The following is a 17683-nucleotide window of genomic DNA, read 5'->3' on the forward strand; positions in this document are numbered from 1 at the left end:
TATTTTTGGCATGTTTTGTGCTTTATTCTATTTAAGAGTTTACTGCATTATCAGAGACAATTATGAAAATTCAAAACAGTGCTTTATTTCAAGAAATGCAATCTATGGCTTCAGAAGCCACGCGTAGTAACCAAGTTAATAACTTGCCAACGCAAGTGCAATCAACGTCTACAGCACAATTTGGTGATATGTTGAGTAATGCACTTAATACAGTGCATGAGCTTCAGCAAGACACAGGACAAAAAAGAAAAGCAGTTGAGATGGGCGACAGAAGCGTATCGCTTGCTGAGGCGATGATTGCCTCGCAAAAGTCTTCTGTGGCATTTGAAGCTACGGTACAGGTTCGTAATAAGCTTGTTGAATCTTACAAAGAAATTATGAACATGCCTGTTTAACTAGGTAGTGGAGAATTATTGTGGCGCAATCTAATCAATCAACAGATCTGGCACTTGCTGATGGCATGATGGAGCAAAGTGAAACTGAAGATCAACAAGAGCAAAAATCGGGCTATTTCAGCGCCCTAGGTGGTGTTGATGTTTTACGTCAAATTACCCTGATTGTTGCATTGGCCATTTGTTTGGCTATTGCTATCTTCGTGATTATCTGGGCTCGTCAGCCAGATATGCGCCCATTAGGTAAAATGCAAACTCAAGAGTTAATTGAAACACTCGACTTTTTAGATGCGCAAAAAATTGACTATGAACTTGATGGTAATGTGGTGTCGGTTGATGAAACCGAGTATCAAAATATTAAGTTACTGATGACACGTGAAGGTTTAGATCAAGGGCCAACATCAGGTAGCGATATTATTATGCAAGACATGGGGTTTGGAGTAAGCCAACGTTTAGAACGTGAGCGCCTTAAACATGGTCGCGAGCAACAGCTTGCCCGTACTATTGAAGAGCTAAACAACGTTACTCGCGCCAAAGTACTATTAGCTATTCCAAAAGAAAATGTATTTGCTCGTCGAGAGAAAAAACCCTCAGCAACAGTAGTACTAACGCTTAAGCGTGGTCGCTCATTAGATAGCGAAGAAGTTGACTCAGTAGTTGATATGATTGCTTCAGCGGTGCAAGGCCTTGAGCCTTCTCGCGTAACGGTGACCGATCAAAACGGTCGCTTACTAAATTCAGGTTCGCAAACCTCTTTGGCTGCACGCTCTCGTAAAGAATACGACCTAGAGCGTAAACGTGAGCAAGAATACCTAGAAAAAATTGACAGCATTTTAATTCCCGTCGTTGGTTTGGGTAATTACACCGCCCAAGTAGATTTAAGCATGGACTTTAGTGCAGTAGAAGAAACACAAAAACGTTACAACCCAGATTTACCGGCAGTAAGAAGTGAAACCACTTTCGAAGAAAATAATATCGGTGGTTTAGCGGTAGGTATTCCTGGTGCACTTACTAATCAGCCTCCGGTTAACTCAACGATACCTGAAGATGCAATGGCTGGCGGTGCAGGCACTGCAACCTCACCAAGTCGTACTCACAAAGAAGCTACCCGTAACTATGAACTTGATACCACTATTTCTCATAAACGTCAGCAAACGGGTGTGATCCGCAGAATTAGTGTGTCTGTAGCGGTCGATTACTTACCCACGGTAGGTGAAAACGGTGAAACAACCATGACACCACGCTCGGTAGAAGCTTTGTCAAATATTCGTCGCTTGTTACAAGGTGGCGTAGGCTTTGATATGCAACGTGGCGATGCACTTGAAGTAGTGACCGTGCCATTTGTTCGTGAAGACTCAGCGCTTGATTTCGAATTGCCTTTATGGGAGCAAGACTGGTTTATGAAAATGATGCGCTTAGTATTGGGTGCGCTGGTTATTATTGTACTGATTTTAGCTGTAGTTAAGCCTATGCTTAAGCGATTAATTTACCCAGATAATACACTTGAAGAATATGATGAAGACTCTCTTAGTTCAGGTGTTGATCTTGGTGACAGCACATTAGATATGCTAAATAATGACTTTGATTCTGCTTCAGTTGGCTTCTCAAGCGATGGTACACTACAGTTACCAGACCTACATGGCGACGAAGACTTATTGAAAGCGGTTCGTGCCCTTGTAGCCAATGAACCAGAACTATCATCACAAGTAGTGAAAGCGTGGTTAACAGAAGATGACTGATCAAGAACAAAAACAACTACCACCGGCGTTTGATGTTGATAAGCTCGATGGTGTAGATAAAGCGGCGATATTATTGCTAAGTTTATCTGAAGAAGATGCAGCGCAAATCCTAAAGCACTTAGAGCCAAAGCAAGTGCAAAAGGTAGGTATGGCCATGGCGGCAATCGATGATTTGTCGCAAGCTAAAATCAGCGCAGTGCACAACTTGTTTATCGAACAAATTCAAAGCTTTAGTACGATAGGTTTTCAGTCTGAAGATTTTATCAAAAAAGCACTTACTGCTGCATTAGGTGAAGATAAAGCTGCCAGCTTGATAGACCAAATTGTTATGGGCTCAGGCGCCAAAGGGCTTGATTCATTAAAATGGATGGACTCAAAGCAGGTAGCGAATATTATTCGTAATGAGCATCCACAAATTCAAACAATTGTGCTTTCTTATTTAGAGCCGGAACAATCTGCTGAGATTTTAGCGCAATTTCCTGAAAAAGTGCGCTTAGATTTAACCATGCGTATTGCCAATTTAGAAGAAGTTCAACCAGCGGCTTTACAAGAATTAAACGAAATTATGGAAAAACAATTCGCTGGTCAAGCGGGTGCACAAGCTGCGAAGATGGGTGGCTTAAAAGCGGCTGCAGATATTATGAACTACCTCGATACCAATGTTGAAGGGCAGTTAATGGATTCTATCCGTGAGCATGACGAAGAAATGTCGCAACAAATTCAAGACTTAATGTTTGTCTTCGAAAACTTAATGGATGTAGAGGATCGAGGTATTCAAGCAATTTTACGTGAAGTGCCTCAAGATGTTCTGATGAAAGCCATTAAAGGCACTGACGAAGCGCTTAAAGAGAAGATTTTGGGTAACATGTCAAAACGTGCAGCAGAAATGCTTGCTGATGACTTAGAAGCTATGGCACCAGTGCGTATTAGTGAAGTAGAAGCAGCACAAAAAGAAATACTGTCAACAGCTCGTCGTCTATCAGATTCAGGTGAAATTATGCTTGGTGGTGGCGGTGGTGAGGAGTTCTTATAATTTATGAGTAACTCAAAAGGTCGCCCGTTACACGCTGATGAAGCTGATGAGCTATTAAAAAATTGGCCAATTCCAGATGTTGCGCCAGATGAGCGAAGTTTTGGCAATCGTTCGACCGCTTTTGGTACGCCATTGGCAGAGCTATACCATAAAGAAATGGCCAAAGAGCAAGATGAAGAGCCCGAAGAACAAGAATTACCTTCTCTTACTATGGTGGAGCTTGAGCGCATTCGCCAAGATGCGTATGAGGAAGGTCTTAAGCAAGGACACGAGCAAGGCTATATAGATGGTTTTGATAAAGGCGTAACTGAGGGAAAAGAAGCTGGTTACAAAGAAGGTGTTGAGCTGGGTAAAACCCAAGGTCAAGAAGAGGTTAAACCTTTGATGGATGAACAGTTAACTCACTTACGCAGCTTGTTAGATAGTTTATCTGATCCACTTAAAAAAGTGGATGAGCAAGCAGAAAAGCAGTTAGTCCAGTTAGCTACTATGCTCAGTGAAGCAATCATTTATCAAGAGATAAAAACTTCGCCTGATATTATCTTACATACCTTGAAAAAAAGCATTGATGCATTGAATGCAGAGCAACAGAAAGTTAAAATTCATCTTCACCCAGAAGACCTAACACTTATAAAAACCAGTTATGGCGAGCAAGCTATTGAAGATAATCATTGGCAGTTAATTCCAGAGCCTACATTGGAGCGCGGCGGTTGTGAAGTTAAGACAACACTATCGTCTTTAGATATGACCTTGAAAACTCGTGTCAAAGAAACATTGGATAGTTTTTTGCATAATAGTGGTATCTAACTTTTTATTGGCGTGCAATGTCTGTGAGCGATACTTCATTAAGCGAACGCTTATCTCAATACCAACAACATATTAAAACCCCTGCCCCTGCGGTTGCGGGTGTTTTAACCCGTGTGGTTGGTTTAACACTTGAAGCAAAAGGCCTGCGAGCTCCAGTAGGCAGCCAATGTAAAATTGAAACCATGAGCGGCTTTGTTGATGCCGAGATTGTTGGTTTTAATGATCAAACCTTATATTTAATGCCCAATGATCATATCTCAGGTGTACTTCCTGGTGCCCGAGTTATTCCTCAAGTTAATAACACTGGTTTACCTGTTGGTATGAGTTTACTTGGCCGAGTTGTCGACGGTTTAGGGCGACCTTTAGATGGGCTAGGGAAAATAAACGCAGAACACACACTTAAATTCGCTCAAAACGCAATAAACCCACTGGCAAGACGCCCCATTAGTAAACCCATGGATGTGGGAGTACGCGCTATTAACTCAGTAATTACCGTAGGCCAAGGTCAGCGTATGGGCTTATTTGCAGGCTCCGGTGTGGGTAAATCTGTACTATTGGGCATGATGACTCGAGGCAGTGAAGCCGATGTAATTGTAGTGGGTTTAGTCGGTGAGCGTGGCCGAGAAGTAAAAGAATTTATTGAAGAAATACTGGGTGTTGAAGGACGTAAACGCTCAGTTGTTGTGGCAGCGCCTGCTGATGCTTCGCCATTAATGCGATTAAAGGGCTGTGAGAGTGCAGTCACCATTGCAGAGTACTTTCGAGATCAAGGGCTAAACGTATTGTTACTGCTTGACTCGGTAACGCGTTATGCCATGGCACAGCGTGAAATAGCACTGGCTGTTGGTGAGCCTCCTGCAACCAAAGGTTATCCGCCTTCAGTATTTGCTAAATTACCCGCATTAGTGGAACGTGCTGGTAATGGCGGAGAAGGACAAGGCTCTATTACCGCCTTTTTTACTGTACTGAGTGAAGGTGATGACATGCAAGACCCGATAGCCGATGCCGCACGTGCCATACTTGATGGGCATATTGTTTTATCGCGTGATTTAGCCGACAGCGGTCATTACCCTGCTATTGATATAGAAAAGTCTATTTCTCGAGTGATGCCACAAGTGGTTTCAGAGCCACATATGCAGCAAGCTCGGGTACTTAAACAAGTATATTCTATGTATCAACAGAACAAAGATATGATCACCTTGGGTGCTTATCAAAAAGGCAGTGACCAAATGCTTGATCAGGCAATAAACATGATGCCAAGAGTGAACGCATTTTTACAGCAAGGCATGCGTGACGTGATTAGTTATGATGATGGCCTACAAGGGCTCGCACAATTATTAGGACAAGCATAATGGCAAAAAATAAACTACATTTGCTGCTTAAGCTTGAAAATGAAAAAGAAGAAACATTACGCATGAGCTACTTGCAAGCAAATCAAAACTTGCAGCTAAATCAGCAAAAGCTTCAAGGCTTAAATGACTTTCGACTTGAATATACTCAGCAACTTCATATTAAAGGGCAGTCGGGCTTATCAAGTGCCGGGTTTAGCCAGTATCACGCATTCATAGCTAAGATTGAAGAGGCGACTCGCCAACAAGCGAGTACCGTTAATACTGCAAAACAAGTCGTGAGCCAGCGTAAAACGTTATGGTTAAAACAACAAGTTAAAGCGAAAGCGGTTGCTAAGCTAATTGAAAAGCAACAGTTAAAAGCGGATATGCTGGTGGCTAAGAATGAACAAAAAATGTTAGATGAGTTTTCTTCTAATCAATTTTATCAAAGAAATAAAGCACTGTAAGGTAGGCATACTAATTGCTTATGTTCTATAAGAGCAATGTTTTTTAGGATTGTGCGGTGGGCTGTTGCCGCTTTTATTAGGTGATTTATGGCGATGAATGATATTTCAATGTTGGCGGTATCTGAGCAAGACTCATACCTAGTTAATAAAGACAGTGATAAAGTAAAATTAGATAGCAGTAATGATGCTGGCTTTTTTGACCAACTAGCACTTGCTAACCAAGCTTCTGATACACAAAATGCAGAGGTTAAGGCGCCAAAAAAACAACCATCAGATGAACCATCCGATCCAAAAGAGCAAACTAGCGAAGAGAAGCCTTTGAGCGGTGAGGATATGCTGGCGCAAATTAATGCGGCACAGGTAATCGACACCTCAGTAAAAAATAACTCTCATGGCGGCGCAGAGTTAATAGACAAAAATGGTGTCAAAATAAACATTAAGCCTGAAGATAAGCTTGCACCTATTGTTATTAATTTGCCAAGTGATGAAATTGTTGATGATGCAGCTATTTTACAAGCACAAAATGTTGCAGGTGCTGCATCAGCGAGCAAAACTGCTGTTGAGTCTCCACAGCTTGGAACTAAATCGATAGCGACAGCTGCCACAGCCGGAGAATCTGAGACGGTTAAAAATGAGCAAGCGGTTGCAAAACCATCAGATAAGCCGACTGATTTTACAGGTACTAAAGCATCGATAGACGCCTCTGTTTTAGCGCTGTTGTCAAAAGATGATAATGCAATAAAAGCTGATAAACTCTTAGCAAATTTAACGCCTGCTCAACAAGGTGAACTTGCTACTGAGCTTGATGCGATGAGCAAACCTATTAATAAAGACAATGTAGCGGATTTAAAGCAGTTACTCAGTAAGTATGTTAGCGAAAGCGAGAAACCGCAAACTCCTCAACAAGCCATTAATGCACAAATAAGTACGCTAACGACCCCAGAAAAACAGGCATTGCTTAATCAGTTGCAGGGATACATTAAAAGCGAGCCTATACCTACTAAAGAACTTACCTTATTAAAAGGGGTTATCAGTGATTTAGAAACTGCTATCAACGCAGACACTTTGTCTAGTGCCAAAGATAAGCCGTTGTTTGCTAATAATACGTTGATAGCAGGCGTTACACCTAAAACACAACAAGGTACAGAGTCGGCTAATGTAAAACCTGAGCTAAAATCAGAAAGCTCTAAATCGATAGCCGAAACGCCTGAGGAGCTTACTAAACAGCTTGATGTACTACAAAAAGAGAGTATGCGCGCCACTAACGCAGAACAAATGCCACCGCGTGCTGCACAGATTTTTTCTCAAATCATTAATATATTCGATAAATCGTCGCTTAATACTATCGCTAAATACGATACTTTAGGCTACGAGCAAGCTATTATTGAAGCGCAAAGTTTACAGGCTGGGCAGTTACAAAGCACTGCGCAAGCTAAACAGGTGAGCATTGATCCTGCCACCTTACAGGCATTAAATATTATTAAAAGTGATGCCGCAAAAATGCTACAAGAGCGCGTTACTTCAATGTTAAGCATTAATAACAAAGAAGCTGAAATTCGTTTAGATCCACCTGAAATGGGCAGTATGCAAATTCGTATTCGAAGTGATGCGGAGCAAGCACAAATAAACTTTGTAGTGCAAAATCAGCAAGCCAAAGAAGCGCTGGAGCAATCATTACCTAGGCTTAGAGAATTATTAATGCAACAGGGTTTAGAACTAGGTGAAAGCAGCATTTCTTATGGTGGTTCATCTCCAGAACAAAACGAGCAACAAGAAAGTCAGCCACAAGGTCAAATGGCTAATAATAGCTCTTCAGATGAGACAAATAGTGAGCAACCAGATAAGCAAACACATAGTTCTGGACAACAAACGTCATCATCAATAGATTACTATGCCTAAGTCCTGCTATTATAATAGTTAAAACAAGCAAATACCTTTGCGAATAAAGGAAATACAATGGCTGAAGATACTAATTTAGAAATAGAAGAAGTCAGTAAAAATAAAAGCAAACTCATTATAATTATAGCCGCTGTATTAGTTATTGTTGGCGGTGCAGCTGGTTACTTTTTACTATCGGGTGATGATGAGCCCGTAGAAACTTTAACAGATGATGCCGCCAGTGGTGAAGTAGCCGCAGAATCATCAAGCTCCTCGGCAACGGTCGGCAGTGCGCTATATGTTGCTATGCCAAGACCTTTTATATTTAATGTTCCAGGGGCGAGTCGCGATAGAATTGTACAAATTAAAGTGCAATTGCTGGTGCGCGGAGATGGCAATGAAGAAACTGCTAAAAAGCATATTCCACTGATTGAAGGTACGCTATTGAGTGTATTTTCAATGACTACCGCAGATGAACTAAGCACCAGTGTAGGCAAAGAAACACTGCGCTTTACTGCGCTTGATAAAGTACAAGCTGCAATGATGGATGTGGAAGGAAGTAAAGTAATTGAGCGGGTACTGTTTACCGGCTTTGTGATGCAATAAGGGGTCAGTGTGAGCGATTTATTATCCCAAGACGAAATTGATGCGCTATTACACGGTGTTGATGAGGTCGAAGAGGAAGATATACACGACGGTGAAGACGGTGAGGGAAGTACGCTACAGTATGACTTCTCTTCGCAAGATCGCATCGTGCGTGGTCGCATGCCGACACTTGAAATTGTTAATGAGCGATTTGCGCGTCATATGCGAATTAGCTTATTTAACATGATGCGCCGCACCGCTGAGGTGTCAATTAATGGCGTGCAAATGATCAAATTTGGTGAGTATATTCACACCTTATTTGTACCAACCAGTTTGAATATGGTGCGTTTTCGCCCACTAAAAGGCACTGGCCTAATTACCATGGAGGCGCGTTTAGTCTTTATACTGGTAGATAATTTTTTTGGTGGCGATGGTCGTTATCATGCCAAAATTGAAGGGCGTGAATTTACCCCAACAGAGCGCCGTATCGTGCAAATGCTGCTAAAAATAATCTTTGAAGATTACAAAGAAGCATGGGCGCCGGTTATGGATGTGTCGTTTGAGTATCTCGATTCTGAGGTGAATCCCGCCATGGCTAACATTGTTAGCCCAACCGAAGTGGTGGTTATTAGCTCTTTTCATATTGAGCTTGATGGCGGCGGTGGTGACTTTCATATTGCGCTGCCTTATTCAATGCTCGAACCTATACGAGAGCTATTGGATGCAGGTGTTCAGTCTGATACTGAAGATACCGATTTACGTTGGAGCAAGGCACTTCGCGACGAAATAATGGATGTAGAAGTCGATTTGTCGACTCAGCTACTTGAAGTTGATTTAAGCTTAAAACAAATTATGGAGCTTAAGGCGGGGGATATTATTCCTGTTGAAATGCCAGAGCATATTACTGTGTTTGTTGAAGAGTTACCAACATTTAGAGCTAAAATGGGTCGCTCACGTGATAACGTTGCGCTACAAATTAGTGAAAAAATTAAACGCCCTGATTCAGTTAAATCTGAGCTGCATGTCTTTACTAAAGGCGGCAAAAAAATTGATTCAGATGCAGAATTAGCAGAACTAGAAGATGATTTACACCTTTCAAACGGTGTAGACTTAGACTGGTAATTGATTAAAAGGTTAAAAGTATGAGCGATGATCAAGATACGATGGACGAATGGGCAGCAGCACTTGCTGAGGCTGAGGGAACTGACGATGATAGTGCAGAGGTTAAAGTAACCGAGCTTGATGAGCTGGATGATTCAAAGCATGAGCTCAGCGGTGAAGAAAAACGTAAACTCGACACTATTTTAGATATTCCCGTTACTATTTCGATGGAAGTAGGGCGTTCTAAAATTAATATTCGTAACTTATTACAACTTAACCAAGGTTCAGTTGTTGAACTTGATAGGGTTGCAGGTGAACCGCTAGATGTATTAGTTAATGGTACGTTGATAGCACATGGTGAAGTGGTTGTGGTGAACGATAAGTTTGGTATTCGCTTAACGGATGTAATTAGTCAGGTTGAACGGATCAAAAAGTTACGATGATAGCATTACTTGGTTTAAGCAATTCTGTGTTTGCAGCTACCGATGCTGCAACACCCACCACAGACATTATTTCAATGGTTATGTCGTTAGGTGTGGTGGTAGTGTTAATTTTAGTGTTGGCTTTTTTTGTTAAAAAGCTTAATCCAAATTTAACCAATAACGATGAGTTTAAAGTGATTCGCAGCCTCCCTTTAGGCTCACGCGAGCGTTTGATGGTAGTTGAGATAGATAATGCACAGCATCTATTAGGTGTAACTCCACATAGCATTAATTATTTACACAAACTAGAAACCCCCCTAACAGAGAAAGAGTTACCAGAATTAGCGAAGCGTTTTGGCAAAATGTTAAATCCACAACTTAATCAAAATAAAAAGAATTAATATTATGACCAAATGGCTGCTTATTATTCTTGCCATCGTGTTTATTCCTGGTGTTAATGCAGAAGGAATTGACGCGCTTACGATCACAAGTAATGCAGATGGCACGCAAGACTATTCAGTGACGCTACAAGTGTTAGCGATCATGACGGCTATGAGCTTTATTCCAGCAGCCATTATCATGATGACCTCGTTCACTCGAATTATTGTTGTTTTAGCTATTTTGCGCCAAGCGATTGGTTTACAACAAACGCCTTCTAATCAAGTATTACTTGGTATGTCGCTGTTTTTAAGTATTTTTATTACGGCGCCTATTTATGAGCAAATAAACGAACGTGCAATCGAACCGTACTTAAGTGAACAGGTAACATCACTAGAAGCACTCGATTTAGCTAAAGAGCCAATGAAAGCTTTTATGCTTTCTCAAGTACGATTAAAAGACTTAGAAACCTTTGCAAAAATAGCTGGGTACGATCAGCTTGATTCACCCGAAGCAACGCCAATGATTGTTCTTATTCCGGCGTTTGTGACCAGTGAGCTACAAACGGCCTTTATTATCGGTTTTATGTTCTTCATCCCCTTTTTGATTGTCGATTTGGTGGTTGCATCGGTGTTGATGGCCATGGGTATGATGATGCTATCCCCCATGATAGTATCGCTACCGTTTAAGATTATGTTGTTTGTATTGGTTGATGGTTGGAGCTTGGTGATGGGTACGCTCGCTAAAAGCTTTGGGTTGGGCACATAGTGGTGCTTTCTACTTTGAACCAATCACTCTAGGAGTCGCCCATGGAACCTGAAGTATTTGTTGATATTTTAAGTGGAGCCCTATTTTTAGTGATTAAGCTGGTGTCTGCTATTGTGGTACCTGGTTTAATTATTGGTTTAGTAGTGGCAGTATTTCAGGCGGCAACCTCGATTAACGAACAAACACTGAGCTTTTTACCGCGTCTATTAATTACTATCAGTGCGTTAATAGTGGGTGGACATTGGTTTACTCAAGAGCTGATGGATTTTTTTAATCGCTTAGTGCTTCTTATACCCGAAATAGCAGGTTAACGATGGAGTTCCCATTTTCCGTTGTTATTCAATGGTTAAGTGATTTTTTACTGCCCTTGGTGCGTATTAGCTCAATGATCATGATAATGGCGGGTATTGGCGCCAAAAACGTCCCTTCTCGAATTAAAATGGGCTTAGCTGTTGTAGTCACATTTTTAGTTGTGCCTGTTTTACCTCCAGCTACATTTACTAATTTATTTTCTTTTGAAATGGTTTTAGTGGTGCTACAACAAATGCTGATTGGCGTTGCGATTGGTTTTGCATCCACACTACTGCTCAATACATTTGTGTTAGCCGGGCAAATCCTTGCTATGCAAACTGGTTTAGGTTTTGCGTCTGTTGTTGACCCCTCAAATGGAATGAGTGTGCCTGCTGTAGGGCAGTTCTACCTCATTTTAGCTACCTTGTTATTTTTTGTATTTAATGGCCATTTAATGATGATTCAAATGGTGGTACATAGTTTTCAGGTATTGCCAATTGATGGTAATTGGTGGGCGGTTGATCATTATTGGGACATAGTGACATGGGGTGGTTGGATGTTTACCACTGCACTAGTGCTTTCGTTAGCGCCATTAACGGCCATGCTTGTAATTAATATGTCATTTGGCATCATGACCCGTGCTGCCCCACAGTTAAATATCTTCTCTATAGGCTTTCCGTTTACCTTAGTGGCTGGGCTCGTTATTATTTGGGCTACCCTCGGTAACTTTATCACTCAGTTTGAGTTCCAATGGCTAAAAATGGTTGAGCTAATGTGTACTCTAGTTGGTTGTTCCCCTTAGGAGAGCGTAATGGCTGAAGATTCAGGACAAGAAAAAACCGAAGAACCCACGCCCAAAAAAGTTGATGATGCCAAAAAGAAAGGCCAAATAGCGCGCTCTAAAGAGCTAGGTACTATGTTTGTACTTATTTTTTCTGCTATTTCTCTATTAATGTACGGCCCTGAAATTGGCAAAGGCTTGTACCGAATTATGGGCAGAATGCTTAGTCTTAATCGCAATGAAACCTACGACACCACAAAAATGTTTGCGGTGTGGGGGGAGGTGGCCGACGTACTGTTATTTCCTATGTCGATGTTTGTACTTATTATTGTACTCGCTGCGTTTATTGGTAACACCATGCTTGGCGGCTTTAATTTTAGCTGGCAGGCAGCTGCGCCCAAAGCCAGTAAAATGTCGCCAATGAAAGGTTTTACTCGGATGTTTGGCCCGCAAGCGGCTATTGAACTACTTAAATCATTATTAAAGTTTGGCCTAGTGGCAACTTTCGCTATCTTTTTAATTAATGTTTATTTTGATGAAATATTACATTTAAGTATAGAAAGTGCGCCAGGCAATATCGTGCATGCTTTGGAAATATTAGCCTGGATGTTTTTAGGGTTATCTTGCACCTTAATTATTATTGCAGCTATTGATGCGCCATTTCAAAGTTATAGCCATAACAAACAGCTTAAAATGACGATGCAAGAAGTAAAAGATGAATATAAAAACTCTGAGGGTGATCCGCAAATCAAAGCGCGTATCAGGCAAACCCAACGTCAAATGTCGCAAAAGAGAATGATGCAGGATGTTCCCGATGCCGATGTTATTGTTACCAACCCTACTCATTACTCAGTGGCTTTAAAATACGACACAGAGCGAGCTGGAGCGCCTATTGTACTAGCCAAAGGTGTTGACGAACTCGCTATGCAAATTCGTAAAATTGCTTTGGGTAATGAAGTACCCATTGTTGAGTCGCCTACTTTAACGCGAGCGCTTTATCATACTGCTGAAGTAGGGGATCAAATTCCCGATCAGCTATTTACTGCTGTTGCTCAAGTGCTTGCCTATGTATTTCAACTTAAACGGTTTAAAAAAGGCCGTGGAAAACGCCCTGTCGCGCTTAATAAAAAGCTGCCAATCCCTGATGAATTTAAGTATTAACCGCTAACCAACTAACTTGGAATAGTTATTGCAATTTCAGCGTAGTGTCAATTTTTTGAAATTGTAGAGTTATGGAATTTAAAGCGGTATTACAACAACTTAATAAAGATAAAAAAGAATATGCAAAGGGCGTTGGTACACCGCTTTTAGTCTTAGCTGCGCTTGGCATGGTTATTTTACCCCTGCCTCCATTTCTGCTTGATATATTATTTTCGTTTAATATCGCGCTTGCATTAGTAGTATTACTGGTCACCGTATATACCATGAAGCCGCTTGAATTTGGTATGTTTCCAGCTGTGTTGTTAATCGCCACGATCATGCGTTTAGCACTTAATGTAGCCAGTACTCGGGTGGTACTACTTGAGGGTCATAATGGTGGTGATGCTGCTGGTAAGGTAATTGAAGCATTTGGCTCGGTGGTGATTGGTGGTAACTACGCCGTGGGTTTAGTGGTATTTTTGATTCTAATTATCATAAACTTTGTGGTAATTACCAAAGGTGCAGGGCGTATTTCTGAAGTGTCAGCACGTTTTACCCTTGATGCTATGCCGGGTAAGCAAATGGCGATTGATGCAGATATGAATGCTGGCTTTATTAGTGCAGAGCAAGCCAGAGAACGTCGTGATGAAGTAACCCGTGAAGCCGACTTTTATGGTTCTATGGATGGTGCTAGTAAATTTGTAAAAGGCGATGCTATCGCGGGTATCGTTATTTTAGTGATTAATATTGTAGGTGGTTTATTTGTTGGTATGATCCAACATGATTTGAGTTTTTCCCGTGCCATGGAAGTGTATACACTATTGACCATTGGTGATGGCTTAGTAGCGCAATTACCTTCATTACTACTTTCAATTGGTACTGCGATTGTTGTAACGCGTCAAAATGAATCGCACAATATGGGCGATCAGTTTAAGCAGCAGCTAGGAAACGAAAAATCGTTATTTATTGCCTCTGGTATCCTCATTACTATGGGTTTAGTCCCAGGTATGCCGCATATTGCATTTTTAAGTTTAGGGGCGCTTTTAGGTTACCTTGCATACTACACGCAGCAAAACAAACTTAAATTAGCAGCTGCTGAAGCCGAAGAAGCTGAAAATGCAGCCTCAGGTACCGGAATTGCGGCTAAACAAGAACAAAAAGAACTGGGTTGGGATGATGTACAGCAAGTTGATGTTATTGGCTTAGAAGTGGGTTACCGGTTAATTCCTTTAGTAGACCAATCACAAGGTGGCGAGCTATTAAACCGTATTAAAGGGGTGCGTAAAAAACTATCTCAAGAGCTAGGTTTTTTAGTGCCGCCAGTGCATATCCGCGATAATCTTGAGCTCGACCCAAATGCGTATCGCATCACCATGATGGGTGTATCAAGTGGTGAGGGTGAGCTTAAACACGGCGATGAACTGGCAATTAATCCTGGCCAAGTGTTTGGCCCGCTCAAAGGCATTGAAACTACAGACCCTGCATTTGGTTTAGATGCGGTATGGATAAAACCAGATCAAAAAGATGAAGCGCAATCTTTAGGTTATACCGTAGTTGATTCAGCAACCGTTGTGGCCACTCATATTAGCCAGTTACTCACAAATAGCGCCGCATTATTGCTTGGCCACGAAGAAGTACAAAACTTATTAGATATGTTAGGTAAAAGCCACCCTCGCTTAGTTGAAGGGCTGGTACCGGATGTATTACCGCTGACCACCATCGTTAAAGTACTACAAAACTTATTAAATGAAGGGGTAGCAATACGAGATATGCGTTCGATTGTTCAAACCCTTGTTGAGTATGGCCCTCGTAGCCAAGACCCTGATGTATTAACGGCTGCAGTGAGAATATCGTTGCGTAGATTAATCGTTCAAGATGCTGTTGGTATGTCTTCTGAAATCCCTGTCATAACCTTGGCGCCTGAGTTGGAACAGATGTTGCATCAGTCACTTCAAAATGCAGGTGATGAAGGTGCCGGAATAGAACCAGGACTTGCTGATAGACTTCAAACATCATTGAATGAAGCACATCAAAATCAAGAAATGGCCGGTGAACCTTCAATATTGCTAACGTCAGGAATGTTACGCACTGTGTTATCTCGATTTGTTAAATACACCATTCCAGGATTGCGAGTGATGTCTTATCAAGAGATACCAGATGAAAGACAGATCAAGATTGTCAGCTCTGTAGGCCAACAATAAGATTTTAAAGGGGTTTGAATTATGAAAATTAAACGTTTTTTTGCTAAAGACATGCGCACCGCACTAAAAGAAGTAAAAGAAGAGCTTGGTGTTGATGCGGTTATTATGTCAAATAAGAAACTAGCTAATGGCGTTGAAATTGTTGCTGCTGTTGATTACGACAAAGCCGCGACAAAAGCGCCAGAGCAACCTCAAAGCCAACCAGCTGCAAGTGCTTCATTTGCACATACCCAGAGCTCACATAACTTTGTAAAACCAGAGCCACAGCGTGCTCAACCTAAGCCACAAGCAAAGGTGGCAGACAGTTTACAAGCTTTATTAGAACGTCAATCTCCCCGTCCTCGTTCAGCAGAGCTTGCGTCAATGTTTTCACAATCAGGTATTGATACTTCTGGCCATTATCAAGAACAAGAAGCTGTGCAATCTCGACCTAAAAATATGTTTGAACGTGAACAAAGTGCGCCTGCACGTCCTCGTACTCAAGCTGATAGCTTAGGTTTTGATGATTTAGACAGTGGTTTTGACGATTTAGACTCACCGAGTGCACCGCGTCAGCAAACGATGCAAAACGAGTCAAGTGATATAAGCACCATGCGCGAAGAAATGAACGCAATTCGTCAATTACTAGAACATCAAGTGTCAGGTTTAATGCAACAAGATATGGCACGTCGCGATCCAACCCGTGCATGCATGATTGACCGTTTAGTGGGTATGGGAATAGATAAAGACGTTGCTGAGCAGATGGCATGCTTTGTACCTGATGATGTATCTCGCCAACAAGGTTGGAAAGCCTTATTGAATATGGTTGAAGATCAAATGCAAACCACTAACAACGAAATTCTTCGCCAAGGTGGTGTTTATGCTCTAGTCGGCCCAACAGGGGTAGGTAAAACCACCACAGTTGCAAAATTAGCTGCATTAGGTGCGCAAAAGTATGGTGCTGATAAAGTCGCGCTTATTACCACTGATACCTACCGTATTGGTGCGTATGAGCAGCTAGCAACTTACGGTCGAATTATTGGCTGTGGCGTAAAACAAGTTAAAGATGCAAATGAATTAGCAGAAGTTTTATACCATTTACGAAATAAACGTCTAGTCTTAATTGATACAGCAGGAATGAGTCAGCGAGATTTACGCTTAACTGAGCAGCTTAATACCTTAATGCGTAATCAACGTGTGGATATACGTAGTTATTTAGTATTAAGTGCTACAGCGCAAATCAATGTATTACAAGAGACAGTAAGGCACTTTAAAAAAGTACAGCTTAGTGGATGTATTTTTACTAAGTTAGATGAGTCATTGAGTTTAGGTGAGATTATTAGTATTGCGATTCAAAATCGTCTCCCAATAGGGTATCTTACTAATGGTCAGCGAGTACCAGAAGATATCAGAGTGGCAAATGCTGAAAAACTAGTAAAAAAAGCTGAGCAATTGTATTTAAAAAGAATAAAAGCACAACAATCAAGACACCAATCAGTGGCGTCGAACACAGTAGAGATGTATGATTAACACAGTTTTAGATCAAGCAAGCGGCCTTCGCAAAATGAGCAACAATAATAATAACGGCGTAAAAGTTATCGCTGTCACCGGCGGCAAAGGTGGAGTGGGTAAAACAAACGTATCCCTTAACACGGCAATCGCGTTAGGCCAACAAGGCAAGCGTGTGCTGGTATTAGATGCTGATTTAGGGTTAGCTAATTGTGATGTTATGCTTGGACTGCGTGTAGAGCGCAATTTGTCTCATGTTTTATCAGGTGAATGTGAACTCGAAGATATTTTAGTTGAAGGCCCCGCAGGCATAAAAATAGTACCTGCAACATCGGGATCGCAAAGCATGGTTGAGCTATCTCCTTCAGAGCACGCCGGACTTATCCGTGCATTTAGCGAGCTTAACACCGATTTTGATATTTTAATTGTGGATACCGCAGCGGGTATTTCTGACATGGTATTGAGCTTTTCTCGCGCCGCACAAGATGTGGTTGTGGTGGTATGTGATGAGCCAACCTCAATTACTGATGCTTATGCACTAATTAAAGTACTGAGCCGTGAACACGGCGTAATCAAATTTAAAATTGTTGCCAACATGGTGCGTAGCTTACGTGAAGGGCAGGAATTATTTGCTAAACTATCAAAAGTAACCGACCGATTTTTAGATATAACCATGGAGTTGGTTGCAACAGTTCCTTATGATGAGAATATGCGCAAATCAACGCGTCGCCAAAAAGTGATAGTTGAAGTTTTTCCAGGGTCTCCTGCTGCGATTGCTTTTAAAACACTGGCGACAAAAATTACTAAGTGGCAAACACCTAGTCAAGCCTCGGGTCATTTAGAGTTTTTTATTGAGAAGCTAGTTAGTAACTAACGATGAC

Annotated in this window: 18 protein-coding genes; all 18 read left to right on the top strand. The window is 41.5% G+C overall.

Features of this window, described 5'->3' with window-relative positions; all coding sequences use genetic code 11:
* Positions 1–62: 62 nt before the first annotated feature.
* The 18 genes from fliE (at position 63) to CWB76_RS02840 (ending at position 17676) form a co-directional block, all read left to right on the top strand.
* The gene (gene fliE / locus CWB76_RS02755; protein WP_010387900.1) at positions 63–395 is read left to right on the top strand and encodes a flagellar hook-basal body complex protein FliE; all 333 of its coding nucleotides are present in this window, start codon (positions 63–65) and stop codon (positions 393–395) included.
* A gap of 20 nt (positions 396–415) precedes the next feature.
* Positions 416–2131, top strand: a complete 1716-nt coding sequence (fliF, locus tag CWB76_RS02760; protein ID WP_054201723.1) for a flagellar basal-body MS-ring/collar protein FliF — start codon at positions 416–418, stop codon at positions 2129–2131.
* On the top strand, positions 2124–3164 hold the full coding sequence (fliG, locus tag CWB76_RS02765; protein ID WP_010387902.1) for a flagellar motor switch protein FliG: 1041 nt from the start codon (positions 2124–2126) through the stop codon (positions 3162–3164). Before fliF ends, fliG begins: the two co-directional genes overlap by 8 nt.
* A 3-nt stretch (positions 3165–3167) precedes the next feature.
* Positions 3168–3971 (top strand): flagellar assembly protein FliH, encoded by an 804-nt coding sequence (gene fliH, locus CWB76_RS02770; protein WP_055013207.1) that lies wholly within the window; start codon positions 3168–3170, stop codon positions 3969–3971.
* 17 nt (positions 3972–3988) lie between these two features.
* Complete coding sequence (fliI, locus tag CWB76_RS02775) at positions 3989–5323, top strand: flagellar protein export ATPase FliI (RefSeq protein WP_138605301.1); 1335 nt, start codon at positions 3989–3991, stop codon at positions 5321–5323.
* Complete coding sequence (gene fliJ, locus CWB76_RS02780; RefSeq protein WP_010387909.1) at positions 5323–5769, top strand: flagellar export protein FliJ; 447 nt, start codon at positions 5323–5325, stop codon at positions 5767–5769. The genes fliI and fliJ overlap by 1 nt, the downstream gene beginning before the upstream one ends.
* An 87-nt stretch (positions 5770–5856) precedes the next feature.
* Entirely contained in the window at positions 5857–7668 is a 1812-nt protein-coding gene (locus tag CWB76_RS02785) for a flagellar hook-length control protein FliK (RefSeq protein ID WP_138605302.1), read from the top strand.
* Positions 7669–7725: 57 nt separating this feature from the next.
* Complete coding sequence (gene fliL, locus CWB76_RS02790) at positions 7726–8253, top strand: flagellar basal body-associated protein FliL (RefSeq protein ID WP_138605303.1); 528 nt, start codon at positions 7726–7728, stop codon at positions 8251–8253.
* A 9-nt stretch (positions 8254–8262) separates the two neighbouring features.
* Positions 8263–9354, top strand: a complete 1092-nt coding sequence (fliM, locus tag CWB76_RS02795; RefSeq protein WP_010387912.1) for a flagellar motor switch protein FliM — start codon at positions 8263–8265, stop codon at positions 9352–9354.
* 20 nt (positions 9355–9374) lie between these two features.
* Positions 9375–9776, top strand: coding sequence for a flagellar motor switch protein FliN (fliN, locus tag CWB76_RS02800; RefSeq protein WP_010387913.1), 402 nt, complete (start codon positions 9375–9377; stop codon positions 9774–9776).
* A complete protein-coding gene (gene fliO / locus CWB76_RS02805; RefSeq protein ID WP_010387917.1) occupies positions 9773–10156 on the top strand; it encodes a flagellar biosynthetic protein FliO in 384 nt (127 codons plus the stop codon). Before fliN ends, fliO begins: the two co-directional genes overlap by 4 nt.
* A 4-nt stretch (positions 10157–10160) precedes the next feature.
* Entirely contained in the window at positions 10161–10901 is a 741-nt protein-coding gene (gene fliP, locus CWB76_RS02810) for a flagellar type III secretion system pore protein FliP (RefSeq protein ID WP_138605304.1), read from the top strand.
* Positions 10902–10942: 41 nt separating this feature from the next.
* On the top strand, positions 10943–11212 hold the full coding sequence (locus CWB76_RS02815; protein ID WP_010387922.1) for a flagellar biosynthetic protein FliQ: 270 nt from the start codon (positions 10943–10945) through the stop codon (positions 11210–11212).
* Positions 11213–11214: 2 nt separating this feature from the next.
* Complete coding sequence (gene fliR, locus CWB76_RS02820; RefSeq protein WP_010387923.1) at positions 11215–11994, top strand: flagellar biosynthetic protein FliR; 780 nt, start codon at positions 11215–11217, stop codon at positions 11992–11994.
* A 9-nt stretch (positions 11995–12003) separates the two neighbouring features.
* Complete coding sequence (flhB, locus tag CWB76_RS02825; protein ID WP_010387924.1) at positions 12004–13134, top strand: flagellar biosynthesis protein FlhB; 1131 nt, start codon at positions 12004–12006, stop codon at positions 13132–13134.
* A 71-nt stretch (positions 13135–13205) separates the two neighbouring features.
* The gene (gene flhA, locus CWB76_RS02830) at positions 13206–15314 is read left to right on the top strand and encodes a flagellar biosynthesis protein FlhA (RefSeq protein ID WP_054201717.1); all 2109 of its coding nucleotides are present in this window, start codon (positions 13206–13208) and stop codon (positions 15312–15314) included.
* Positions 15315–15335: 21 nt separating this feature from the next.
* Positions 15336–16823 carry a flagellar biosynthesis GTPase FlhF gene (flhF, locus tag CWB76_RS02835; RefSeq protein ID WP_138605305.1) on the top strand — a complete coding sequence of 496 codons (1488 nt, stop codon included), beginning with the start codon at positions 15336–15338 and terminating at the stop codon, positions 16821–16823.
* Complete coding sequence (locus tag CWB76_RS02840; protein ID WP_138605306.1) at positions 16816–17676, top strand: MinD/ParA family ATP-binding protein; 861 nt, start codon at positions 16816–16818, stop codon at positions 17674–17676. Before flhF ends, CWB76_RS02840 begins: the two co-directional genes overlap by 8 nt.
* Positions 17677–17683: the final 7 nt, after the last annotated feature.

This window comes from Pseudoalteromonas sp. S1609 (assembly GCF_005887255.1).
In the GTDB taxonomy this organism is placed as follows: domain Bacteria; phylum Pseudomonadota; class Gammaproteobacteria; order Enterobacterales; family Alteromonadaceae; genus Pseudoalteromonas.